Source organism: Streptomyces sp. NPDC002825 (genome assembly GCF_040295385.1).
In the GTDB taxonomy this organism is placed as follows: Bacteria; Actinomycetota; Actinomycetes; order Streptomycetales; family Streptomycetaceae; genus Streptomyces.
The window spans coordinates 34,442-56,159 of the sequence record NZ_JBEOVH010000027.1 but is presented as its reverse complement, the minus strand read 5'-3'; the positions used below and the strand labels follow the sequence as shown (position 1 = coordinate 56,159).

The following is a 21,718-nucleotide window of genomic DNA, read 5'->3' as shown; positions in this document are numbered from 1 at the left end:
CCGTCGACAGGGCTACGGTCCGCCGACAGACCTACGGGGTGCGCACATGAGCGGAACCATACGGACCAAGGGCGGCCGCGGCCGCCTCGGCAGCGTGCTGTCGGGGCTGGCCGTGGCCGTCGGCTGTGTGCTCTTCCTCGGCGGATTCGTCTGGGGGGCCGTCCTCTACCAGCCGTACACCGTCCCCACCGACTCCATGACCCCCACCCTCGACGTCGGATCCAAGATCCTCGCCCAGCGGATCGACGGCGACGAGGTGCGGCGCGGTGACGTCGTCGTCTTCATCGACCCGGTCTGGGGCTCCTCGCCCATGGTGAAGCGGGTCGCCGCCGTCGGCGGCGACACCGTCGCCTGCTGCGACCGCGACGGGCGGCTCACCGTGAACGGCAAGCCCGTCGACGAGCCGTACCTGCGGCCCGGACCCGGCGGCCGGACGATCGCCTCGGGCCAGGAGTTCTCGGTGACCGTCCCCCGGGACAACCTCTTCCTGCTCGGAGACGACCGGCACACCTCGCTCGACTCCCGTACGCACCTGGAGGAGGCCGGACAGGGCTCCGTGCCCCGCTCCACGGTCGTCGGCAGGGTGGACGCCGTCGTCTGGCCCGCCAAGGGCCTCCTGGAGCCCGCCGAGGGCTTCGCGGGTCTCCCGGGCGGCATCTCGCGACCGGGCCCGTTCAAGACGCTCCTCGCGGCGATCACCGCCGGCACCGTGCTGATCCTCGCCGGGGCCGCGTACGGTCCGGTGGCCGCCCGCCTGGGCCGCAGCCGGTCCGGGGGGCCGAGGCCCGGCGCACGGGAGAAGGTGGGGGCATGACGGACACGGCTCCGGGCGCCGGGCCCGTCGCGCGGCAGGTCGCTCGGGTCGTCCTGCTCGACCCCGACGACCGCATCCTCCTCCTGCACGGCCACGAGCCCGACGACCCGGACGACACCTGGTGGTTCACCCCGGGCGGCGGCCTGGAGGGCGACGAGACCCGGGAGGAGGCCGCCCTGCGCGAACTCGCGGAGGAGACCGGCATCACCGAGGTCGACCTCGGCCCGGTGCTCTGGAAGCGGTACTGCTCCTTCCCCTTCGACGGGCGCCGCTGGGACCAGGACGAGTGGTACTACCTGGCCCGCACCCGCGCCACCGGGGCCGCGCCCCGGCCGCGGGCCCTCACGGAACTGGAGTCCCGCAGTCTCGCGGGCCTGAGATGGTGGACCTCCGCCGAACTGTCGGCGGCGCGTGAGACGGTGTACCCGACCAGACTCGCCGAGCTGCTGCGCACGCTGCTCGACGAGGGACCTCCGAGTGCACCGGTGGTTCTCGCCCCTGAAATCGTTTAGGGGCGCGTACGACTGGCGCACAATAGGGGGACGCACGGCTGAAGGGGAACATGCCATGAGCGCCGAGGACCTCGAGAAGTACGAGACCGAGATGGAGCTGAAGCTCTACCGGGAGTACCGCGACGTCGTCGGGTTGTTCAAATACGTGATCGAGACCGAGCGGCGCTTCTACCTCACCAACGACTACGAGATGCAGGTGCACTCGGTCCAGGGCGAGGTCTTCTTCGAGGTCAGCATGGCCGACGCCTGGGTCTGGGACATGTACAGACCCGCCAGGTTCGTGAAGCAGGTCCGCGTGCTGACCTTCAAGGACGTGAACATCGAGGAGCTCAACAAGAGCGACCTCGAACTTCCCGGCAGCTGACCCTCTCCACAGGGCGGCCTCACCCCCAGGGGTGAGGCCGTTTTCCACAGCCTCCCCGCCGTCCACAGCGCCGCACGCGGCCCTCCGCACTCCGTCACAGTCGGTGACGGAGGTGGTACCGCATGAACAGGACCCAAGCCCTCGGACGGTACGGGGAGGAGCTGGCGACCCGCCGGCTCACCGCGACCGGCATGCACATCCTCGCCCGCAACTGGCGCTGCGGCCGGACCGGCGAGATCGACATCGTCGCCCGCGACGGCGACACCCTCGTCATCTGCGAGGTCAAGACCCGGCGCGACGCCGCCTACGAACACCCGATGGCCGCCGTCACGCCCCGCAAGGCCGAGCGGCTCCGCCGCCTCGCCGCCTGCTGGCTCGACCACCACGACACCCCGGCCCCCGCCGGCGGCGTCCGCATCGACCTCGTCGGCATCGTCCTGCCCCGCAAGGGCGCCCCCGTCCTCACCCACGCCCAGGGGGTGGCGTGATGGGATTCGCCCGCACCTGCTCCGTCGCCCTCGTCGGCGTCGAAGGCGTCGTCGTCGAGGTCCAGGCCGACCTCGAACCCGGCGTCGCCGCCTTCACCCTCGTCGGCCTCCCCGACAAGAGCCTCAGCGAGAGCCGTGACCGGGTCCGCGCCGCCGTCGTCAACTCCGGCGCCGAATGGCCCCAGAAGAAGCTGACCGTCGGCCTCAGCCCGGCATCCGTCCCGAAGGGCGGCTCGGGCTTCGACCTCGCCGTGGCCGCGGCCGTGCTCGGCGCCGCCGAGCGGATCGATCCGCGGGCCATCGCCGACCTCGTCCTCATCGGCGAACTCGGCCTCGACGGGCGCGTCCGGCCCGTCCGCGGCGTGCTGCCCGCCGTCCTCGCCGCCGCCGACGCCGGATACAGCCAGGTCGTCGTCCCCGAACAGACCGCGGGCGAGGCCTCGCTGGTCCCCGGGGTCTCCGTCCTCGGCGTCCGCAGCCTCCGCCAGCTGATCGCCGTCCTCACCGACGAACCCGTCCCCGACGAGGAGGCCGACGGGGAGGGCAGGCCCGACTCCATGCTCGCCGGACTCCTCGTCCCCGGCGCCGGCATCGGCACCGGACTCACCGCCGAGCCCGGCGAAGGGCCCGACCTCGCCGACGTTGCCGGCCAGCACCGGGCCCGCCGCGCCCTGGAGATCGCCGCCGCCGGCAGCCACCACCTGCTGCTCTCCGGCCCGCCCGGCGCGGGAAAGACCATGCTGGCCGAGCGGCTCCCCGGGATCCTGCCGCCCCTCGGCCGACAGGAATCCCTGGAGGTCACCGCCGTCCACTCCGTCGCCGGCATCCTGCCGCCCGGCGAACCCCTCGTCCGCCGCGCGCCCTACTGTGCGCCCCACCACTCCGCCACCATGCAGTCCCTCGTCGGCGGCGGGAACGGCCTTCCCAGGCCCGGCGCCGTCTCCCTCGCCCACCGCGGTGTGCTTTTTCTCGACGAAGCCCCCGAGTTCTCCGGCAAGGCCCTCGACGCCCTCCGGCAGCCCCTCGAATCCGGGCACGTCGTCATCGCCCGCGCCGCCGGAGTCGTCCGCCTCCCCGCCCGTTTCCTCCTCGCCCTCGCCGCCAACCCCTGCCCCTGCGGGCGGCACACCCTCTACGGCGCGGGCTGCGAATGCCCCGCCTCCGTCGTCCGCCGCTATCAGTCCCGACTCTCCGGACCCCTGCTCGACCGCGTCGACCTGCGCGTCGAGGTCGAACCCGTCACCCGCGACGACCTCCTCGGACGCGGCGGCCGCGGCGAGACCACCGCCACCGTCGCCGCCCGCGTCCGCGAAGCCCGGGCCAGGGCCGCCGCGCGTCTCGCCGACACCCCCTGGAGGGTGAACAGCGAGATCCCCGGACACGAGCTCCGCACCCGCTACCTCGCCGCACCCGGCGCCCTCGCCACCGCCGAACGCGACGTCGAACGGGGACTGCTCACCGCCCGGGGCCTCGACCGCGTCCTCCGCGTCGCCTGGACCGTCGCCGACCTGAACGGCCACGACCGGCCCGACAGCCAGGACATCGCCCTCGCCCTCGAACTGCGCACCGGCGTAGCCCGCGGCGTGCCCGTAGGAGCGGGGGAGCCCGCATGACCATCAAAGCCGCCCCCTCGGAGGAGCGCCTCGCCCGCGCGACCCTCAGCCGCGCGGTCGAACCCGGCGACGAACACGCCGGGCGCTGGCTCCGCCAGTACGGCGCCACCGGTTTCCTCGAACACCTCCTCCGCACCGGCGACGACCCCGCGCCCTTCCCCGGCACCGGAGCCAAACGCCTCACCTCCTGGCGACAACGCGCCACAGCCGCCCGCCCCGACCACGACCTCGACGCCGTGCACGCGCTCGGCGGGCGCTTCCTCGTCCCCGGCGACACCGAATGGCCACGTCAACTCGACGACCTCGGCGACGCCCGCCCCATCGGCCTCTGGATCCGCGGCCCGGCGGACCTGCGCACCTGGGCCCTGCGCTCCGTCGCCCTCGTCGGCGCCCGCGCCTGCACCCCGTACGGCGCCCACACCGCCGCCGACCTCGCCGCCGGGCTCAGCCGGCAGGGCTGGGTCGTCGTCTCCGGAGCCGCCTACGGCATCGACGGCGCCGCCCACCGGGGCGCCCTCGCCGCGGGCGGCGCCACCGTCGCCGTCCTCGCCTGCGGCGTCGACACCCCCTACCCCCGCGGGCACGACCGGCTCATCCGACGCATCGCGGAACAGGGCCTCGTCGTCGGGGAGTTGCCACCAGACAGCCACCCCACGCCGAGCCGCTTCATCCTCCGCAACCGCGTCATCGCCGCCCTCACCCGGGGGACCGTCGTCGTGGAGGCCCAGCACCGCAGCGGCTCTCTCGTCACCGCCCGCGCCGCCGCCCGCCTCGGCCGCCACACCATGGGCGTCCCCGGCCCCGTCACCAGCGCACTCTCCGCGGGCGTCCATGAACTCCTGCGCGGCGACGCCACCCTCGTCACCGACACGGACGAGATCATCGAACTCGTCGGGGACATCGGGCAGCTCGCCCCGGCGCGCCGGGGACCCGTCCTGCCCCGCGACCTCCTCGCCCCCGCTGCCGCGCACGTCCTCGAAGCGGTCCCCGCCCGAGGTCCCACCCCCACCACCGTCATCGCCCGCCGGGCCGGCGCCACCCCCGACGACACCCTCGCCAAGCTGTACGAACTCCACTCCCTCGGCTTCCTCGAACGGCGCGGCGAAGGCTGGCAGTTGACGAACAGCGCGACAGAAGCGTCGAACGCGCGGCGAGGCGGTACTTGACCTGGCGCATTCGAGTGAAAAGGTGAAGTCGATGAACAACCGAGTTCTCTCGGCCGCACCCGAGGGGCCGAGACGCGCCACGGCCCGGGTTCGAAGATGTGGCCGACGGCGTCCACCCGGAGCGGCGCGATCCACCGATGTTCGCTCACCGCGACAGCACACTCACGCTACGCTCACCAGGATTCCCTCCAGGACACCCACACCGACGCACCCGACAGCAGAACGGCTCAAGGCAACGCATGCCCCAGCACACCTCCGGGTCTGACCGCGCTGCGGTGCCCCCAGCAGCCCGGGGCACCGTGCGACCGCCCGCACCGACCTCACTCGACGAGCTGTGGCGCTCGTACAAGGACACCGGCGACGAGCGGCTGCGGGAGCAGCTGATCCTGCACTACTCGCCGCTCGTCAAATACGTCGCGGGACGGGTCAGCGTGGGGCTGCCGTCCAATGTGGAACAGGCCGACTTCGTCTCCTCCGGGGTCTTCGGGCTCATCGACGCCATCGAGAAGTTCGACGTCGAGCGCGCGATCAAGTTCGAGACGTACGCCATCACCCGCATCCGCGGCGCCATGATCGACGAACTCCGCGCCCTGGACTGGATCCCGCGCTCCGTCCGCCAGAAGGCCCGCAACGTCGAGCGCGCCTACGCCACCCTCGAGGCGCAGCTCCGCCGGACCCCCTCCGAGAGCGAGGTCGCCGCGGAGATGGAGATCACGCTGGAGGAACTGCACGCGGTTTTCAGCCAGTTGTCCCTGGCCAACGTGGTCGCCCTGGAGGAGCTGCTGCACGTCGGCGGCGAGGGCGGCGACCGGCTCTCCCTCATGGACACCCTGGAGGACACCGCCGCCGACAACCCCGTCGAGGTCGCCGAGGACCGCGAGCTGCGCCGGCTCCTCGCCCGCGCCATCAACACGCTCCCCGAGCGGGAGAAGACCGTCGTCACGCTCTACTACTACGAGGGCCTGACCCTCGCCGAGATCGGCCATGTCCTCGGTGTCACCGAGAGCCGCGTCAGCCAGATCCACACCAAGTCCGTCCTCCAGCTCCGCGCCAAGCTGGCCGACGTCGGACGCTGACCCTTGCGGCCCGGTCGTACAGTGGAGCCGTGCCCAGGATTCGAGCGGCCTCGGTGGCCGAGCACCGGACCATGCAGCGCGGCGCCCTCCTGGACGCCGCGCGTTCCCTGCTGTCCGAGGGGGGTACGGAGGCGCTGACCTTCCCCGCCCTCGCCGAGCGCACGGGTCTGGCCCGCTCGTCGGTCTACGAGTACTTCCGGTCGCGCGCCGCCGTCGTCGAAGAGCTGTGCGCCGTCGACTTCCCCGTCTGGGCGGCCGAGGTCGAGGCGGCCATGGCCGGCGCCGAGACGCCGCGCGGCAAGGTCGAGGCGTACGTCCGCACCCAGCTGGAACTCGTCGGGGACCGGCGGCACCGGGCCGTCGTCGCCATCTCGGCGAGCGAGCTGGACGACGGCGCCCGCGAGAAGATCCGCGCGGCCCACGGCGGCCTCGTCGCCATGATCGTCGAAGCCCTCGCCGCCCTGGGCCAGCCCCAGCCCCGCCTGGGCGCCATGCTCCTCCAGGGCGTCGTCGACGCGGCCGTCCGCCGCATCGAACTCGGCGCGGCGGAAGACCCCACGACCATCGCCGAAGCAGCGGTCGCGATGGCCCTCCACGGAGTCTCCGGTCCCTCGGCCTGACCGCCGCCCCGACGGACCTGCCAGTGCCACGCCCTACGGTCCGCCCATGATGTCGAACGACTGTGGCCCCCTCTGCTGACGGAGTGCGCCCGGCACGGTCTGGTTCCCCTCCTGTGCAGCCCCCACGCCGCCACCCGCGCCGGAAGGCATCGCACCGTGGCCCCACGACCCCGGGCCGCCCTTCGAGACCTGGCCGGGGCTCGCGCCGGAGGTGCCCGCCGGCGCCGCGGGCCCGACCCCCGACGAGGCCGCTTCGAGGACAGTCGCCCGCCTCGCCGAGACGCCGTACACCCTGAGCGGCTGCCGGCGTTCTGGTGGGACTAGAAGGTGCCTGGGGTGAGGGGGAGGAGTCTTGACGCGGGGCGGGTCGTCAGGGAGAGGGGATTCAGGTAGGTGTCGCCTCTCAGGAGGCCCCAGTGGAGGCAGGTCCTCGGGCAGTGGGGGTTCTCCGTGACCTCGGCGATCCGGGTGCCCGGTGAGACCTGGGTGCCCTGGGGGACCAGTGGGGTCACCGGGGTGAACGTCGTCCGCAGTGGGGGAGCGCCCGTGCCCGGGAGGGTGAGGGTGACCGCGCCCCGGCCGCCCACCGGGCCCGCGAACGTGACCGTGCCCGCCGCCGGGGCGAGCACCGGGGTGCCCGGCGGTGCGGCGAGGTCCACGCCGCGGTGACCCGCGGCGTACGGGCCCGGCGGGGGCTCCCAGCCGCGGAGGATCTCCGGCGGCGGCGGGCCCACCGGCCAGAGCAGGGTCAACGTCATGAGCAGCATCGTCAGGTGCATGGGGGAAGGGTTTCCCGGACACCCGGTTCGCGGGGATCACGGACGATAGCTGTGGATGGAGCGCCCGCTGTGGACAGTGCCGTCACCCGGCGCTCCCGGGGTCCCGTACACTTCCTATGGCGACTCGGGTCACCGGGTCGACTTCGCACGCCCCGCCACCTGTCTCCGAGGCGGGTGGCAGCGCCTTTCGGTCCCTCTGGGGCATGGCGCGCCGGGGCGTCAGGAACACAAAACCGAGAAAACCAAGGAGATGGCCATGGCCGTCGTCACGATGCGGGAGCTGCTGGAGAGCGGCGTCCACTTCGGTCACCAGACCCGTCGCTGGAACCCGAAGATGAAGCGCTTCATCTTCACCGAGCGCAACGGCATCTACATCATCGACCTGCTCCAGTCGCTGTCGTACATCGACCGCGCCTACGAGTTCGTCAAGGAGACCGTCGCGCACGGCGGCTCCATCATGTTCGTCGGTACGAAGAAGCAGGCCCAGGAGGCCATCGCCGAGCAGGCGACGCGTGTCGGCATGCCGTACGTCAACCAGCGTTGGCTCGGTGGCATGCTCACCAACTTCTCCACCGTCTACAAGCGTCTGCAGCGCCTCAAGGAGCTCGAGCAGATCGACTTCGAGGACGTCGCCGCCTCGGGTCTCACCAAGAAGGAGCTCCTGGTCCTCTCCCGCGAGAAGGCCAAGCTGGAGAAGACCCTCGGTGGTATCCGCGAGATGCAGAAGGTGCCCAGCGCCGTCTGGATCGTCGACACCAAGAAGGAGCACATCGCCGTCGGTGAGGCGCGCAAGCTCCACATCCCGGTCGTCGCGATCCTCGACACCAACTGCGACCCCGACGAGGTCGACTACAAGATCCCGGGCAACGACGACGCGATCCGCTCCGTCACCCTGCTCACCCGCGTGATCGCCGACGCCGTCGCCGAGGGCCTCATCGCCCGCTCCGGCGCCGCGACCGGCGACTCGAAGCCGGGCGAGAAGGCCGCCGGCGAGCCGCTCGCCGAGTGGGAGCGCGACCTGCTCGAGGGTGAGAAGAAGGCCGACGAGGCCGCCGAGGCCCCCGCCGCCGAGGCCGCCCCGGCCGAGGCCGCCGCCGAGGCTCCGGCCGCGGACGCCGAGCAGGCCTGACCCTTCAGGACCCTGAGGACCTTCGGGTGACGACGGCGGGGGCCCACGAAGCCCCCGCCGTCCACCCGTGGACCCGCCCGATCTTTCAGACTTCGAGAGAGAAACAGACTCATGGCGAACTACACCGCCGCTGACGTCAAGAAGCTCCGCGAGCTCACCGGCGCCGGCATGATGGACTGCAAGAAGGCCCTGGACGAGGCCGACGGCAACGTCGACAAGGCCGTCGAGGCGCTCCGTATCAAGGGCCAGAAGGGCGTCGCCAAGCGCGAGGGCCGCTCTGCCGAGAACGGCGCCGTTGTCTCCCTCATCGCCGACGACAACACCTCCGGCGTCCTCGTCGAGCTGAAGTGCGAGACGGACTTCGTCGCCAAGGGTGACAAGTTCCAGGCCGTCGCCGCCCAGCTGGCCGAGCACGTCGCCGCCACCGCCCCGGCCGACATCGAGGCCCTGCTCGCCTCCGAGATCGAGGCCGGCAAGACCGTCCAGGCGTTCGTCGACGAGGCCAACGCCAACCTCGGCGAGAAGATCGTCCTCGACCGCTTCGCGCAGTACGCCGACGGCTTCGTCTACGCGTACATGCACCGCACGATGCCGGACCTCCCGCCGCAGATCGGTGTCCTCGTCGAGTTCGACAAGGCCGACGCCGACGTCGCCAAGGGTGTCGCCCAGCACATCGCCGCGTTCGCGCCGAAGTACCTCACCAAGGAAGACATTCCGGCCGAGGTCGTCGAGTCCGAGCGTCGCATCGCCGAGGAGACCACCCGCGCCGAGGGCAAGCCCGAGGCCGCGATCGCCAAGATCGTCGAGGGTCGCGTCAACGGCTTCTTCAAGGACGCCACGCTGCTCGGCCAGCCGTACGCCCTTGACAACAAGAAGTCCGTCCAGAAGGTCCTGGACGAGGCCGGTGTCACCCTGAAGCGCTTCACGCGCATCAAGGTCGGCATCTGAGTCCGTACGCAGACGCGACGGACACCGGACCCCGGTAGGGTCTGAGGCAGTCGTCCGCGCCCGCGCAGGACGACCGCAGATCTGACGAGGAGGCCATTGCCGTACGGGATACCGCGAGGACCCAAGGCAATGGCCTCCTTCGTATGTGCACGAGGAGATCTCCATGAACCAGGGCGCCGTACAGGGCGACGACAACAACGGCAAGAAGGCCGGCCGCTACATGCTGAAGCTGTCCGGAGAAGCCTTCTCCGGCGGTACCGGCCTGGGCGTCGACCCCGATGTCGTGCACGCCATCGCGCGTGAGATCGCGGCCGTCGTCCGCGACGGCGCGGAGATCGCGGTGGTGATCGGCGGCGGCAACTTCTTCCGCGGCGCCGAGCTCCAGCAGCGCGGCATGGACCGGGCCCGCTCCGACTACATGGGCATGCTCGGCACGGTGATGAACTGCCTCGCCCTCCAGGACTTCCTGGAGAAGGAGGGCATCGACTCGCGCGTCCAGACCGCCATCACCATGGGCCAGGTCGCCGAGCCGTACATCCCGCTGCGCGCCGTGCGCCACCTGGAGAAGGGCCGCGTGGTCATCTTCGGTGCGGGCATGGGCATGCCGTACTTCTCCACGGACACCACCGCCGCCCAGCGCGCGCTGGAGATCGACGCCGAGGCCCTGCTCATGGGCAAGAACGGCGTGGACGGCGTCTACGACTCCGACCCCAAGCGCAACCCCGACGCGGTCAAGTTCGACGCCCTCGAGTACGGCGAGGTGCTGTCCCGCGACCTCAAGGTCGCCGACGCCACCGCCATCACGCTGTGCCGGGACAACAACCTCCCGATCCTCGTCTTCGAACTGCTCACCGAGGGCAATATCGCTCGCGCGGTGAAGGGTGAGAAGATCGGCACGCTCGTGAGCGACCAGGGCACCCGGGCCTGACCCGAACCGGGGAACCGCCCCGCAAGGGGATGGACAGAGCCCTGCCGGTCGTACACCGTGCAGGACACAACGCGACGACACGCAGGAGCAAGTGGTGATCGAAGAGACCCTCCTCGAGGCCGAGGAGAAGATGGAGAAGGCCGTCGTGGTCGCCAAGGAGGACTTCGCCGCGATCCGCACCGGCCGTGCGCACCCGGCGATGTTCAACAAGATCGTGGCCGACTACTACGGTGCCATCACCCCCATCAACCAGCTGGCGTCCTTCTCCGTCCCGGAGCCGCGCATGGCCGTGGTGACGCCGTTCGACAAGAGCGCCCTGCGCAACATCGAGCAGGCGATCCGGGACTCGGACCTCGGCGTCAACCCGAGCAACGACGGCAACATCATCCGCGTGGTGTTCCCCGAGCTGACCGAGGAGCGCCGCCGGGAGTACATCAAGGTCGCCAAGGGCAAGGCCGAGGACTCCAAGATCTCGATCCGCTCGGTCCGCCGCAAGGCCAAGGAGACCATCGACAAGTTCGTCAAGGACGGCGAGGTCGGCGAGGACGAGGGCCGCCGCGCCGAGAAGGAGCTCGACGACACCACCGCGAAGTACGTCGCGCAGGTGGACGAGCTGCTCAAGCACAAGGAAGCCGAGCTGCTCGAGGTCTGATGAACGACTCTTCCTGGGGGGCCCCGGCCGGTTCCGGCCGCGGGGGACCCGACCAGGGGCCCGCCCCGGCGGGTCCCGCATACGATCGGCATCAGGCGGCGCAGACTCGGCCCATGCCCATCGTGCCCGACGTTCCCGCCGGCGGATTCCAGGACGGTCACGGCCGGGGGGCCGCTCACCCGAGCGGCCCCCTGTTCCGTGACGAGACGCCGCACGAGCACCCGCAGGAGCCCATGTCCAGCCCCACCCCGCCTCCGCCGCCCGCGCCGACGGCGCCACGGCAGAAGAAGAGCGCGGGGCGCGACCTGGGCGCGGCCATAGGAGTCGGGGTCGGTCTCGGCGCCGTCATCATCGCGTCGCTGTTCATCTGGAAGCCGGCGTTCGTCGGCGTGATAGCGGTCGCGGTGGTCGTCGGCCTGTGGGAGCTCACCTCCCGCCTCCAGGAGCGCAAGGCCATCAAGGCGCCGCTGGTGCCGCTCGCGGTCGGCGGCGCGGCGATGGTCGTCGCCGGTTACGTCCGGGGCGCCGAGGGCGCCTGGGTGGCGATGGCCCTGACGGCGCTCGCCGTGCTCGTCTGGCGGATGACGGAGCCTCCCGAGGGCTACCTGAAGGACGTCACCGCGGGGGTCTTCGCCGCGTTCTACGTGCCGTTCCTGGCGACGTTCGTGGCGATGCTCCTCACCGCGGACGACGGGCCGCAGCGGGTGCTGACCTTCCTGATCCTGACGGTGGTCAGCGACACGGGGGCGTACGCGATCGGCTGGCGGTTCGGCAAGCACAAGCTGGCCCCGCGGATCAGCCCCGGCAAGACCCGGGAGGGTCTGGTCGGCGCGGTGACGTTCGCCATGGCGGCGGGCGCGCTGTGCATGCAGTTCATGATCGACGACGGTGTCTGGTGGCAGGGCCTGATCCTCGGTCTGGCCGTGGCGGCGAGCGCGACGCTCGGCGACCTCGGCGAGTCGATGATCAAGCGTGACCTGGGCATCAAGGACATGGGCACGCTGCTGCCGGGTCACGGCGGGATCATGGACCGCCTGGACTCGCTGCTGCCGACGGCGCCGGTGGTGTGGCTGCTGATGGCCTTGTTCGTCGGAACGGCTTGACGGACAGCGGGTACTCTGGAAGGGCTCGTGGCGCGTGCGCCGCGGGCCCTTCCGTCGTCCTCGCCATCGCGGGGATGGTCCAGTGAGGTCTCCTGGCTTCGGCATTGTGATGCCGCGTTCCCCGCCGCCGCGGGGATGCCAGACCTCGTGCCGTCTGAGGAGACACCCGATCGTGGCCCGTCCAGTGCCCGGAGAACTCACTTTCGTCGCCCCCCGCGGAGCCAAGAAGCCGCCGCGGCACCTGGCCGACCTCTCGCCCGCCGAGCGGAAGGAGGCCGTCGCCGCGATCGGCGAGAAGCCGTTCCGCGCCAAGCAGCTGTCCACGCACTACTTCGCGCGGTACGCCCACGACCCCGCCGAGTGGACCGACATCCCGGCCGCCTCGCGGGAGAAGCTGGCCGGGGAGCTGCTGCCTGACCTGATGTCCGTGGTGCGGCACATCTCGTGCGACGACGACACCACCCGTAAGACCCTGTGGCGGCTGCACGACGGCACGCTCGTGGAGTCCGTGCTCATGCGCTACCCGGACCGGGTGACCATGTGCATCTCCTCGCAGGCCGGCTGCGGCATGAACTGCCCGTTCTGCGCGACCGGGCAGGCGGGGCTCGACCGGAACCTGTCGACCGCCGAGATCGTGCACCAGATCGTGGACGGCATGCGGGCCCTGCGCGACGGGGAGGTGCCCGGGGGACCGGCGCGTCTTTCCAACATCGTGTTCATGGGCATGGGCGAGCCGCTCGCCAACTACAAGCGGGTCGTCGGCGCCATCCGTCGGCTGACCGACCCCGAGCCGGACGGCCTCGGGCTGTCGCAGCGCGGCATCACCGTCTCCACCGTCGGACTCGTGCCCGCCATGCTGCGCTTCGCCGACGAGGGCTTCAAGTGCCGTCTCGCGGTCTCGCTGCACGCCCCGGACGACGAGCTGCGCGACACCCTGGTACCCGTCAACACGCGCTGGAAGGTCCGCGAGGTCCTCGACGCGGCCTGGGAGTACGCGGAGAAGTCCGGGCGCCGGATCTCCATCGAGTACGCCCTCATCCGGGACATCAACGACCAGGCCTGGCGTGGCGACCTGCTCGGCAGGCTGCTCAAGGGCAAGCGGGTGCACGTCAACCTGATCCCGCTGAACCCGACGCCCGGCTCGAAGTGGACGGCCTCCCGCCCTGAGGACGAGAAGGCCTTCGTCGAGGCGATCGCCCGCCACGGCGTGCCGGTGACCGTTCGGGACACCCGCGGTCAGGAGATCGACGGTGCCTGTGGACAGCTCGCGGCCGCCGAGCGCTGACCTTGTAGTCTGAGCTCGAACACATCTCCATATTCCGACAGGGGAGCGCCACAGCGCTGAGAGTGCGGTAACCGTAGACCGCAGACCCTCTGAACCTCGCCCAGGTCATTCTGGGTAGGAAGTTCGGTCGTAACTCAAGCTGTTGCGCCCTGCCCGCGTCCGGTCCGCCGGACGTGGGCAGGGCCGCGTCTCTTCCTGGTCACACCCAGGAGGAAATCCAGTGAGCATCAAGAAGGCCGCCGCCGCCGCGCTCGTCGCGGCGCTCGGCATCACCAGCCTCGCCGCCTGTGGCACCGACGACGTGCGGGGCTCGGCCGGCAAGACCGACCAGCCCGCGCCGAAGACGGTGACGCTGGTGAGCCACGACTCGTTCAACGCCTCCAAGGAGGTGCTCGCCGCCTTCACCCAGCAGACCGGTTTCACGGTCAAGGTCCTGAAGAGCGGCGACGCGGGTGAAGCCGTCAACAAGGAGATCCTCACCAAGGGCTCCCCGCAGGGCGACGTCTTCTTCGGCGTCGACAACACCCTCCTCTCCCGCGCCCTCGACAACGGGATCTTCGTCCCGTACGAGGCGAAGGGCCTGGACCGGGTCCCGGCGGCGTACCAGCTCGACAAGGAGCACCGGGTCACCCCGATCGACTCCGGCGACATCTGCGTCAACTACGACAAGAAGTACTTCGCCGACAAGAAGCTGGCGCCGCCGGTCACCTTCGACGACCTCGCGAAGCCGGCGTACAAGGACCTCCTTGTCGTGGAGAACCCCGAGCGGTCCTCCCCGGGCCTCGGCTTCCTGCTCGGCACGGCCGCCAAGTACGGCGACGAGGGCTGGCAGGACTACTGGAAGAAGCTCAAGGCCAACGGTGTGAAGACCGTCGACAGCTGGGAGCTCGCCTACAACCAGGAGTTCTCCGGCTCGGCCGGCGGCAAGCAGGCCAAGGGCGACCGCCCGCTGGTCGTGTCGTACGCCTCCAGCCCGCCGGCCGAGGTGCTGTACGGCGAGCCGCAGCCGAAGGTGGCGCCCACCGGGGTCTCCACCGGCACCTGCTTCCGGCAGATCGAGTTCGCGGGCCTGCTGAACGGGGCGAAGAACCCCGAGGGCGGCAAGGCGCTGATCGACTTCCTGATCTCCAAGAAGTTCCAGGAGGACATGCCGCTCCAGATGTTCGTCAACCCGGTGGCGAAGGACGCGGCCCTGCCGGAGCTCTTCACCAAGCACGGCGTGGTGATCGAGAAGCCGGAGACCATGGCGCCCGAGAAGATCGCCGAGAAGCGTGACCCGTGGATCCAGCAGTGGTCGTCGCTCGTCCTGAAGTGACCCGCGACCTCAAGGGGAGCGCGACGCGGCTGGGCCTCATGGCCCTGCCCGTCGCGTTCTTCGGGGTCTTCTTCGCCTGGCCCGTCGTGTCCATCGTGGACCGGGGGCTCAGGCCCGACGGCGCCTGGCGGTTCGGCCGGATCGGCGAGACGCTGAGCCGGCCGGACATCCTCGACGTCCTCGGCTTCACCGTGTGGCAGGCGCTCGCCTCCACCGGGCTCACCCTCCTCGTCGCGCTGCCCGGCGCGTACGTCTTCGCCCGCTTCGACTTCCCCGGCAAGAGCGTGCTGCGGGCCGTCGTCACGGTGCCGTTCGTGCTGCCGACCGTCCTCGTCGGCACGGCGTTCCTCGCGCTCGTCGGCCGGAACGGGCTCACCGACGAGCTGTGGGGCCTCAGGCTCGACACCAGCGTGTGGGCGATCCTCCTCGCGCACGTCTTCTTCAACTACGCGGTCGTCGTCCGGACCGTCGGCGGCCTCTGGTCGCAGCTCGACCCGCGTCAGGAGGAGGCCGCCCGGGTCCTCGGCGCCTCGCGCTGGACGGCCTGGCGGACGGTGACCCTGCCCGCGCTCGTGCCGGCGGTGGCGGCGGCCGCCCTGATGGTCTTCCTCTTCACCTTCACCTCCTTCGGCGTCGTCCAGATCCTCGGCGGGGACGCGTACTCCACGCTCGAAGCCGAGATCTACCGGCAGACCGCCCGGCTGCTCGACCTGCCGACGGCCGCCGTGCTCACCCTCGTGCAGTTCGTGGCCGTGGGCGTGATCCTCGGCGTGCACGCCTGGACGGTACGGCGGCGCGAGACCGCGCTCCGGCTCGTACCGCCCGAGTCCGCCGCGCGCCGGCCGCGCGGCGCCGGGCAGTGGGCGCTGCTCGCGGGCGTCCTCGCCTCGGTGGCGCTGCTGATCCTGCTGCCGCTGGGCGTCCTCGTGGAGCGGTCCTTCGCCGGGCCGGACGGGTACGGGCTCGGCTACTACCGGGCGCTCGGCTCGCTCGACGCGTCCGGGACCTTCCTCGTCCCGCCCCTGGAGGCGATCGGGAACTCCCTGCGGTACGCGGTGGCCGCCACCGCCATCGCCGTGACGATCGGCGGGCTCGCGGCGGCGGCGCTCACCCGGCGGCGGGCCGGGCGGCTCGTACGGGGCTTCGACGCGCTGCTCATGCTGCCGCTCGGGGTCTCCGCCGTCACCGTCGGCTTCGGCTTCCTCATCACGCTCGACGAGCCGCCGTTCGACCTGCGGTCCGCCTGGATCCTCGTCCCCCTCGCGCAGGCCCTGGTCGGCGTCCCCTTCGTCGTACGGACGATGCTGCCGGTGCTTCGCGCGGTGGACGAGCGGCTGCGGGAGGCGGCGGCCGTGCTCGGTGCCTCGCCGTGGCGGGCGTGGCGGGAGGTGGACCTGCCGATGGTGCGGCGGGCGCTGCTCATCGCGGCCGGGTTCGCGTTCGCGGTGTCGCTCGGCGAGTTCGGCGCGACCGTCTTCATCGCCCGGCCCGAGAGCCCGACGCTGCCGGTGGCGGTGGCCCGGCTGCTCGGCCGGCCCGGCGCCCTCAACTACGGCCAGGCGATGGCCCTCTCGACGATTCTGATGGTGGTGTGCGCGGTGTCCCTGCTGCTGCTCGAACGGCTCCGCACCGACCGGACCTCCGGGGAGTTCTGATGCTTTCGATCCAGGCCGCGACCGTACGGTTCGGGGAGCGGGCCGTGCTCGACGCCGTGGACCTGGAGGTCGCCGAGCACGAGATCGTGTGCGTGCTCGGCCCCAGCGGCAGCGGCAAGTCCACGATGCTGCGGTCCGTCGCCGGGCTCCAGGCGCTCGACGCGGGCCGGGTGCTGCTCGGCGGCGCCGACCAGGCAGGGGTGCCGGTGCACCGGCGGGGCGTCGGCCTGATGTTCCAGGACCACCAGCTGTTCCCGCAGCGGGACGTCGGCGGCAACGTCGCCTTCGGGCTTCGCATGCGCGGTGCCCGGAAGACGGAGCAGGCGGAGCGGGTCCGGGAGCTGCTCGACCTCGTCGGCCTCCCGGGGGCCGAGCGGCGGTCCGTCGCCGCGCTCTCCGGCGGCGAGCAGCAGCGGGTGGCGCTCGCCCGGGCCCTCGCGCCCCGGCCCCGGCTCCTCATGCTCGACGAACCGCTCGGGCAGCTCGACCGGGGGCTGCGGGAGCGGCTCGTCGTGGAGCTGCGGCAGCTCTTCGGACGGCTCGGGACGACGGTCCTCGCCGTCACCCACGACCAGGGCGAGGCCTTCGCGCTCGCCGACCGGGTCGTGGTCATGCGGGACGGACGGATCGCCCAGTCGGGAACGCCGGTCGACGTGTGGCGGCGGCCCGCGTCGGAGTTCGTGGCACGGTTCCTGGGCTTCGACAACGTGGTGGCGGCGCGGGTGACCGGCGCCGTCGCGGAGACCGTGTGGGGCAAGATCCCCGTGCCGGACGGCTCGCCGGAGGGGGACCGGCGGCTCCTCGTCCGCCCGGGCGGAGTACGGCTCGTGGAGCAGCGCCCGGTCTGGACGGTGGAGTCCCGGACCTTCCGGGGCAGCCAGGTCCTCGTACGGCTCCGCCCGGCCGAGGGGCCCGCCCTGGAGGCCGAGCTGCCGCTCCGGGAGGCGCCGGAGGAGGGTGCCGGGGTGGGCGTGGAGTTCCGGTCGGAGGACGTGGTGGTGCTGGGGGACGACACGCCGTAGCGCGGGGGCGATGAGTTTCCGCGGCCGGTGGAGTCTTCTGTTCGTACGTCGTCTTCTTGTCGACCGTCCGGGAGGAAAGCCGTGGTCCAGTTGCTCAGAGTCCAGAACTTCAACGTCTCGTCCGACGGATTCGGGGCCGGTGAGGGCCAGAGTCTGGAGCGGCCGTTCGGGCACGCGGATCCGGGGGAGATGTTCTCCTGGGCCGGGGCCACGGCGAGCTGGCCGATGCGGACGGATCCCGGGGGCAGCCGGGGCCTCGACGACTACCTGACGCGGGACTACGCGCGGAACATCGGCGCCGAGATCATGGGCCGCAACAAGTTCTCGCCGCTGCGCGGGCCCTGGGAGAACGAGGACTGGCGCGGCTGGTGGGGCGACGAGCCGCCGTTCCGCACGCCGGTGTTCGTGCTGACCCACCATCCGCGTCCCTCGTTCACGCTGTCCGACACGACGTTCCACTTCGTGGACGCGGATCCGGCGACGGTGCTCGGCATGGCGAAGGAGGCGGCTCAGGGGAAGGACGTCCGCCTGGGTGGTGGCGCGGCCACGATCCGGGAGTTCCTGGACGCCGATCTCGTCGACACGCTGCACGTGGCCGTGTCGCCGGTGAAGCTCGGGTCCGGGTCGCGGCTGTGGGAGTCGCCGGAGGAGCTGTTCGACCGGTTCCATTGCGATGTCGTGCCTAGCCCGGGTGGGAAGGTGACGCATTACTTGTTCTGGCGCAAGTGACCCCCCGTGCGGGGCCCGCGCCCGTGGGGGCGTCGCCCCTGGCCCCGTGTGGGGCCTGCGCCCGGCGGGGTGGTGCCCCGCCGCCGTGTGGGCAATCGTCCCTCCCCCAGACTTCGTCCGGGGGGACCCCCAGGGCGGGACGGGTGGGCACACGGGACGGCGCCCTCCAGCGGCGCCTCCGCGTTCCGGGCCTGGACCCGCACCACCAGTGCACTGCGCACGGGGTGCGGGTCCAGGCTCGGGAGCCTCTGGCGCCGGCATGGGCGCCGTTCCGTTGGGCCCACCCTCCCCCAAGCTCTCGGCTTCGCTCGAGCAGGGGGGACCCCCATCGCCCCTTGCGGAACGCCTGCCCACAACGGGGCGGAACGCATGCCCACAACGGGGGGCTACTCCCCGAGGCGTTCCAGGGCCGTCGGCGCCTCGTCGATGGAGTCCACCAGGGCTATGCGCCCGGCCATCGGGCGGCCGGCGGCCAGGGCCTCCAGGAGCGGCCAGGTCGGGAGGTGGGTCGTCCAGTGGTGGCGGTTCACCAGGACCATCGGGGTCGGGGCGCCCCGGGAGGCGTAGTAGTTCGGCGTCGCGTTGTCGAAGATCTCCTGGACCGTGCCCGCCGCGCCCGGCAGGAAGACGACGCCCGCCGTCGAGCGGGCGAGCAGGCCGTCCTCCCGGGTGGCGTTCGCGAAGTACTTGGCGATGTGCGCGGCGAACGGGTTCGGCGGCTCGTGGCCGTAGAACCAGGTCGGGATGCCGACCGAGTCCCCGCCGTCCGGCCACAGGTCCCGTACCGCGAAGGCCGCCCGCGCCCAGTCCGTCACCGACGGGGCGAACGACGGGGCCTTGGAGAGGAGAGCGAGGGACTCCGGGAGGACCTCGTCCGCGTAGGGCGCCAGATACGCGCCCAGGTTCGCGGCCTCCATCGCGCCCGGCCCGCCGCCCGTCGCCACGGTGAGCCCGGCGCGGGCCAGGGACCTGCCGAGCCGGGCGGCTCCCGCGTACTCCTCCGTGCCCCGCCCCATCGCGTGCCCGCCCATGACGCCGACGACCCGGGCCCCGTCGAGGTGTTCGTCGAGGGCGTCGGAGACGGCGTCGTCGTGGAGGGCGCGGAGCATCGAGGAGAAGATGTCGCCGTCGGCCCTGGTCCGGCCGAACCACACGTACGCGAGGAAGTCGGGCGTCGACTCGTACCCGGTCTCGGTGATCCCCGCGAAGAGTTCCTCGGGGGTGTAGAGCCTGGCCCGGTAGGGGTCGAAGGGCAGTTCGGGGACGGGAGGGAAGACGAGGGCCCCGTCGGCGCGGATCTTGGCGGCGGCCTCCGGCTCCATGGGGCAGCCGAGGAACACGGCCTCGGCGGTGACGGCGGTCAGCAGGGCGAAGGTCCGGCCGGTGAGGTCGAGCGACTGGATCCGGTGTCCGGCGAGCGAGCCGGTGCGGGCGAGCACCGCGTCGAACTCGGCGAGGGTGTGGATCTCGCGTCCGTGCCCGCGCGGTTCGGGCGGGCGGTGTGCCGGGGGAAGCGTCGCCATGGGCCCACGATAGGGGCCGCCGTACCGGGCGGCCCCTCGTGGCGGCGGCTCAGCCCTTCAGCGGCAGGGCCGCCAGTTCCGCGACCGCCCAGGTCAGGGGTGCGAACACGGCGAACAGGGCGCCCGCGCGCAGCAGCGCCGCCGTGCGCAGGACCGTGGGCGGGGCGCCGATGCGCAGGAGGGCCTCGGTGGTGTGGGCGCGGCCCTGCCGGGATTCCAGCGCGGCGGTCAGGAGGGTGGCGGTGGTGCAGGCCAGGATCAGGGCGGCGCCGAGGCCGGTGAGCGGGCCGAAGGCGTCGGCGTCCGCGTCGTACAGCGTGGCCGCCGCGAGCGCCCCGGAGATCACCGCGCTGACCACGCCGAGGGGTCGGCCGATACGGCGGGACTCGTCCATCAGGACGCGGCCCGCGAGCAGCCGTGTGGCGCCCGGCCGGACGGCCTGGAGGAGCCGGCCGCAGCCGTATGTGAGGCCGGGTCCTGCGACGGCGAGGCCCACGGCGGTGAGGACCCAGCCGGCGAGGACGCCCGCCGGGTTGCCGTCGAGGCCGCCCGGCAGCGGGAGGCCGCCCCCGGAGTCGCCCTGGGCGGCGTACGTCTCGATCGCGAGGCCGACCGCGACCAGGGCGATTCCCCAGGGCAGCCCGGACGGCATCGCCTTCTCGACGCCCTCGGGCGCGGCGGGCGCGGTCCTGGGGCGCAGGGCGAGACCGGCCGCCGTGGCGGCGACGACCGGCAGGACGGCGAGCAGGGTGAGGGCGCCGGCGAGCGGGATCGGCTGGTCGGCGGCGAGGAGCTCGGCGGCGGCCCCGTCGAAGGGCAGGCCCGTGATGTCGCCGCGCAGGTGCAGGTAGAAGAGCAGCGCGACCGTGGAGCCCAGCGTGCAGGCGACGGCCGTCGAGGCGGCGGCGATCGCGGTGAGCCGGGCGGGGCCGAGGCCGACGGCGGAGAGACCGGGGCGCGGCCGGGTGCTGGGGTCGGTGCGGGCCACGGCGACGGCGAACTGGACGGTGGCGGCGAGCGGCAGGGCGCACCAGAGCAGCCGCAGCACCGAGACAGAGGACCGGTCCGGGTGACCGACGGCGTATCCGAGGGTGCAGAGCAGCAGGAAGCCCACCCCCGCGGCCGCCGCGGCGACGAGGAGCCGGCGCGTGAGGACGAGGGGGTGGGTCCCGCGGGCTAGACGGAGAGCGAGCACGCGGCGACGCCCTCCGCCCCTGACGCCGGGGGTACGGCGCCGACCCGGCGTCCGTCGAGCAGGGTGACGGTGCGGTCGGCGAGGGCGGCGACCTCGCCGTCGTGGGTGGCGAGGAGCACGGTGATGCCGTGCGAGCGGGCCGCGGCCGTGAGCGTGCGCAGGACCTGCGCGCCGTCGGCCCGGTGCAGGGTGGCGGTGGGTTCGTCGGCGAAGAGGACCGACGGGGTGGTGACCAGGGCGCGGGCGATCGCGATGCGCTGGCGCTGGGAGTGGGTGAGGGCGTGCGGCCGCTTGCGGGCGCAGCCGCCGATGTCGAGCCGCTCCAGCCACTCGGTGGCGGCGGTCTTCGCGGCCCGGTGGGAGGTGCCGCGGAGCAGCAGCGGCAGGGCGGCGTTCTCCCAGCCGGTGAGCTCGGGGACGAGACCGGGCTCGGGGTCGATCCAGCCGAAGCGGTCGCGGCGGAGCCGTTCGCGCTGGGCGGGGCCCAGGGTGTGCACGGGGCCGCTGTTGAACCAGACCTCGCCCTGCTGGGGGACGAGCTGGCCGGAGAGGCAGCGCAGGAGGGTGGTCTTGCCGCTGCCCCGGGGGCCGACGACGGCGAGGATCTCGCCTTCGCGGACGCCGAGGGAGACGCCGCTGAGGGCGTCCGAACCGCCCAGGGCGCAGTGCAGGGAACGCGCCCAGAGCACGTCGTTGTCCGGTGGGGCCATCGCGTACACCTCGATGTCGGATCCGATTCTTAGGTCCCCCGTCCGGGGGAACGAAGGACGGGCCTGTCGGTCACTGGGCACCGTAAGGATTC

Annotated in this window: 22 protein-coding genes; 18 read left to right on the top strand and 4 right to left on the bottom strand. The window is 72.2% G+C overall.

The annotated features are described in order from the left end of the window. Nucleotides 1–46 precede the first annotated feature (46 nt). The 8 genes from lepB (at nucleotide 47) to ABT041_RS28635 (ending at nucleotide 6,653) form a co-directional block, all read left to right on the top strand. Nucleotides 47–814 (top strand): signal peptidase I, encoded by a 768-nt coding sequence (lepB, locus tag ABT041_RS28670; RefSeq protein ID WP_351189653.1) that lies wholly within the window; start codon nucleotides 47–49, stop codon nucleotides 812–814. After that, nucleotides 811–1,326 carry an NUDIX hydrolase gene (locus ABT041_RS28665; protein ID WP_351189650.1) on the top strand — a complete coding sequence of 172 codons (516 nt, stop codon included), beginning with the start codon at nucleotides 811–813 and terminating at the stop codon, nucleotides 1,324–1,326. The genes lepB and ABT041_RS28665 overlap by 4 nt, the downstream gene beginning before the upstream one ends. 55 nt (nucleotides 1,327–1,381) lie before the next feature. After that, nucleotides 1,382–1,690, top strand: coding sequence for a DUF2469 domain-containing protein (locus ABT041_RS28660; protein WP_005311352.1), 309 nt, complete (start codon nucleotides 1,382–1,384; stop codon nucleotides 1,688–1,690). A 122-nt stretch (nucleotides 1,691–1,812) separates the two neighbouring features. After that, on the top strand, nucleotides 1,813–2,178 hold the full coding sequence (locus ABT041_RS28655) for a YraN family protein (protein ID WP_351189647.1): 366 nt from the start codon (nucleotides 1,813–1,815) through the stop codon (nucleotides 2,176–2,178). Next, on the top strand, nucleotides 2,178–3,791 hold the full coding sequence (locus tag ABT041_RS28650) for a YifB family Mg chelatase-like AAA ATPase (RefSeq protein ID WP_351189644.1): 1,614 nt from the start codon (nucleotides 2,178–2,180) through the stop codon (nucleotides 3,789–3,791). The genes ABT041_RS28655 and ABT041_RS28650 overlap by 1 nt, the downstream gene beginning before the upstream one ends. Beyond that, the gene (gene dprA, locus ABT041_RS28645) at nucleotides 3,788–4,957 is read left to right on the top strand and encodes a DNA-processing protein DprA (RefSeq protein WP_351189641.1); all 1,170 of its coding nucleotides are present in this window, start codon (nucleotides 3,788–3,790) and stop codon (nucleotides 4,955–4,957) included. Before ABT041_RS28650 ends, dprA begins: the two co-directional genes overlap by 4 nt. Nucleotides 4,958–5,196: 239 nt before the next feature. Further along, a complete protein-coding gene (gene whiG, locus ABT041_RS28640; protein WP_041131468.1) occupies nucleotides 5,197–6,033 on the top strand; it encodes an RNA polymerase sigma factor WhiG in 837 nt (278 codons plus the stop codon). Between the two features lie 53 nt (nucleotides 6,034–6,086). Then, nucleotides 6,087–6,653: a TetR/AcrR family transcriptional regulator gene (locus ABT041_RS28635; protein WP_351189820.1), complete on the top strand. Its 567-nt coding sequence runs from the start codon at nucleotides 6,087–6,089 to the stop codon at nucleotides 6,651–6,653. A 320-nt stretch (nucleotides 6,654–6,973) separates the two neighbouring features. On the opposite strand, the gene ABT041_RS28630 is transcribed toward ABT041_RS28635, so the two are convergent. Then, the gene (locus ABT041_RS28630; protein ID WP_351189637.1) at nucleotides 6,974–7,432 is read right to left on the bottom strand and encodes a M23 family metallopeptidase; all 459 of its coding nucleotides are present in this window, start codon (nucleotides 7,430–7,432) and stop codon (nucleotides 6,974–6,976) included. Nucleotides 7,433–7,688: 256 nt separating this feature from the next. Between ABT041_RS28630 and rpsB the strand changes: the two genes are divergently transcribed. The 10 genes from rpsB to ABT041_RS28580 all read left to right on the top strand — a co-directional run bounded on the left by rpsB (nucleotide 7,689) and on the right by ABT041_RS28580 (nucleotide 18,198). Beyond that, nucleotides 7,689–8,561, top strand: coding sequence for a 30S ribosomal protein S2 (gene rpsB, locus ABT041_RS28625; RefSeq protein ID WP_351189634.1), 873 nt, complete (start codon nucleotides 7,689–7,691; stop codon nucleotides 8,559–8,561). A gap of 111 nt (nucleotides 8,562–8,672) precedes the next feature. Beyond that, on the top strand, nucleotides 8,673–9,509 hold the full coding sequence (tsf, locus tag ABT041_RS28620) for a translation elongation factor Ts (RefSeq protein ID WP_351189631.1): 837 nt from the start codon (nucleotides 8,673–8,675) through the stop codon (nucleotides 9,507–9,509). Nucleotides 9,510–9,672: 163 nt separating this feature from the next. Then, entirely contained in the window at nucleotides 9,673–10,437 is a 765-nt protein-coding gene (gene pyrH, locus ABT041_RS28615) for a UMP kinase (protein ID WP_351189628.1), read from the top strand. A 94-nt stretch (nucleotides 10,438–10,531) separates the two neighbouring features. Continuing rightward, nucleotides 10,532–11,089, top strand: a complete 558-nt coding sequence (gene frr, locus ABT041_RS28610; RefSeq protein WP_030690629.1) for a ribosome recycling factor — start codon at nucleotides 10,532–10,534, stop codon at nucleotides 11,087–11,089. After that, complete coding sequence (locus tag ABT041_RS28605; RefSeq protein ID WP_351189625.1) at nucleotides 11,089–12,192, top strand: phosphatidate cytidylyltransferase; 1,104 nt, start codon at nucleotides 11,089–11,091, stop codon at nucleotides 12,190–12,192. Before frr ends, ABT041_RS28605 begins: the two co-directional genes overlap by 1 nt. A gap of 172 nt (nucleotides 12,193–12,364) precedes the next feature. Then, nucleotides 12,365–13,477: a dual-specificity RNA methyltransferase RlmN gene (gene rlmN / locus ABT041_RS28600; protein WP_225800131.1), complete on the top strand. Its 1,113-nt coding sequence runs from the start codon at nucleotides 12,365–12,367 to the stop codon at nucleotides 13,475–13,477. Between the two features lie 220 nt (nucleotides 13,478–13,697). Then, nucleotides 13,698–14,792 carry a thiamine ABC transporter substrate-binding protein gene (locus tag ABT041_RS28595; RefSeq protein WP_351189622.1) on the top strand — a complete coding sequence of 365 codons (1,095 nt, stop codon included), beginning with the start codon at nucleotides 13,698–13,700 and terminating at the stop codon, nucleotides 14,790–14,792. 38 nt (nucleotides 14,793–14,830) lie between these two features. Further along, the gene (locus ABT041_RS28590) at nucleotides 14,831–16,447 is read left to right on the top strand and encodes an ABC transporter permease (RefSeq protein ID WP_351189817.1); all 1,617 of its coding nucleotides are present in this window, start codon (nucleotides 14,831–14,833) and stop codon (nucleotides 16,445–16,447) included. Next, nucleotides 16,447–17,469 (top strand): ABC transporter ATP-binding protein, encoded by a 1,023-nt coding sequence (locus ABT041_RS28585; RefSeq protein WP_351189619.1) that lies wholly within the window; start codon nucleotides 16,447–16,449, stop codon nucleotides 17,467–17,469. The genes ABT041_RS28590 and ABT041_RS28585 overlap by 1 nt, the downstream gene beginning before the upstream one ends. 81 nt (nucleotides 17,470–17,550) lie before the next feature. After that, the gene (locus ABT041_RS28580) at nucleotides 17,551–18,198 is read left to right on the top strand and encodes a dihydrofolate reductase family protein (RefSeq protein ID WP_351189616.1); all 648 of its coding nucleotides are present in this window, start codon (nucleotides 17,551–17,553) and stop codon (nucleotides 18,196–18,198) included. 386 nt (nucleotides 18,199–18,584) lie between these two features. On the opposite strand, the gene ABT041_RS28575 is transcribed toward ABT041_RS28580, so the two are convergent. From ABT041_RS28575 to ABT041_RS28565, 3 genes are read right to left on the bottom strand one after another with little or no spacing between them, the layout of a single operon-like run. Beyond that, nucleotides 18,585–19,721 (bottom strand): LOG family protein, encoded by a 1,137-nt coding sequence (locus ABT041_RS28575; RefSeq protein ID WP_351189613.1) that lies wholly within the window; start codon nucleotides 19,719–19,721, stop codon nucleotides 18,585–18,587. Nucleotides 19,722–19,770: 49 nt separating this feature from the next. Continuing rightward, a complete protein-coding gene (locus ABT041_RS28570) occupies nucleotides 19,771–20,916 on the bottom strand; it encodes a hypothetical protein (protein ID WP_351189610.1) in 1,146 nt (381 codons plus the stop codon). Then, entirely contained in the window at nucleotides 20,898–21,626 is a 729-nt protein-coding gene (locus ABT041_RS28565) for an ABC transporter ATP-binding protein (protein ID WP_351189607.1), read from the bottom strand. The genes ABT041_RS28570 and ABT041_RS28565 overlap by 19 nt, the downstream gene beginning before the upstream one ends. Between the last annotated feature and the right edge of the window lie 92 nt (nucleotides 21,627–21,718).

Coding starts and splice junctions, on each gene's coding strand:
- ABT041_RS28660 (WP_005311352.1), top strand. CDS start 1,382: ATGAGCGCCGAGGACCTCGAGAAGTACGAGACCGAGATGGAGCTGAAG.
- ABT041_RS28650 (WP_351189644.1), top strand. CDS start 2,178: ATGGGATTCGCCCGCACCTGCTCCGTCGCCCTCGTCGGCGTCGAAGGC.
- whiG (WP_041131468.1), top strand. CDS start 5,197: ATGCCCCAGCACACCTCCGGGTCTGACCGCGCTGCGGTGCCCCCAGCA.
- ABT041_RS28585 (WP_351189619.1), top strand. CDS start 16,447: ATGCTTTCGATCCAGGCCGCGACCGTACGGTTCGGGGAGCGGGCCGTG.
- ABT041_RS28605 (WP_351189625.1), top strand. CDS start 11,089: ATGAACGACTCTTCCTGGGGGGCCCCGGCCGGTTCCGGCCGCGGGGGA.
- tsf (WP_351189631.1), top strand. CDS start 8,673: ATGGCGAACTACACCGCCGCTGACGTCAAGAAGCTCCGCGAGCTCACC.
- ABT041_RS28590 (WP_351189817.1), top strand. CDS start 14,831: ATGGCCCTGCCCGTCGCGTTCTTCGGGGTCTTCTTCGCCTGGCCCGTC.
- lepB (WP_351189653.1), top strand. CDS start 47: ATGAGCGGAACCATACGGACCAAGGGCGGCCGCGGCCGCCTCGGCAGC.
- rpsB (WP_351189634.1), top strand. CDS start 7,689: ATGGCCGTCGTCACGATGCGGGAGCTGCTGGAGAGCGGCGTCCACTTC.
- pyrH (WP_351189628.1), top strand. CDS start 9,673: ATGAACCAGGGCGCCGTACAGGGCGACGACAACAACGGCAAGAAGGCC.
- ABT041_RS28565 (WP_351189607.1), bottom strand. CDS start 21,626: ATGGCCCCACCGGACAACGACGTGCTCTGGGCGCGTTCCCTGCACTGC.
- ABT041_RS28665 (WP_351189650.1), top strand. CDS start 811: ATGACGGACACGGCTCCGGGCGCCGGGCCCGTCGCGCGGCAGGTCGCT.
- ABT041_RS28655 (WP_351189647.1), top strand. CDS start 1,813: ATGAACAGGACCCAAGCCCTCGGACGGTACGGGGAGGAGCTGGCGACC.
- dprA (WP_351189641.1), top strand. CDS start 3,788: ATGACCATCAAAGCCGCCCCCTCGGAGGAGCGCCTCGCCCGCGCGACC.
- ABT041_RS28630 (WP_351189637.1), bottom strand. CDS start 7,432: ATGCACCTGACGATGCTGCTCATGACGTTGACCCTGCTCTGGCCGGTG.
- ABT041_RS28575 (WP_351189613.1), bottom strand. CDS start 19,721: ATGGCGACGCTTCCCCCGGCACACCGCCCGCCCGAACCGCGCGGGCAC.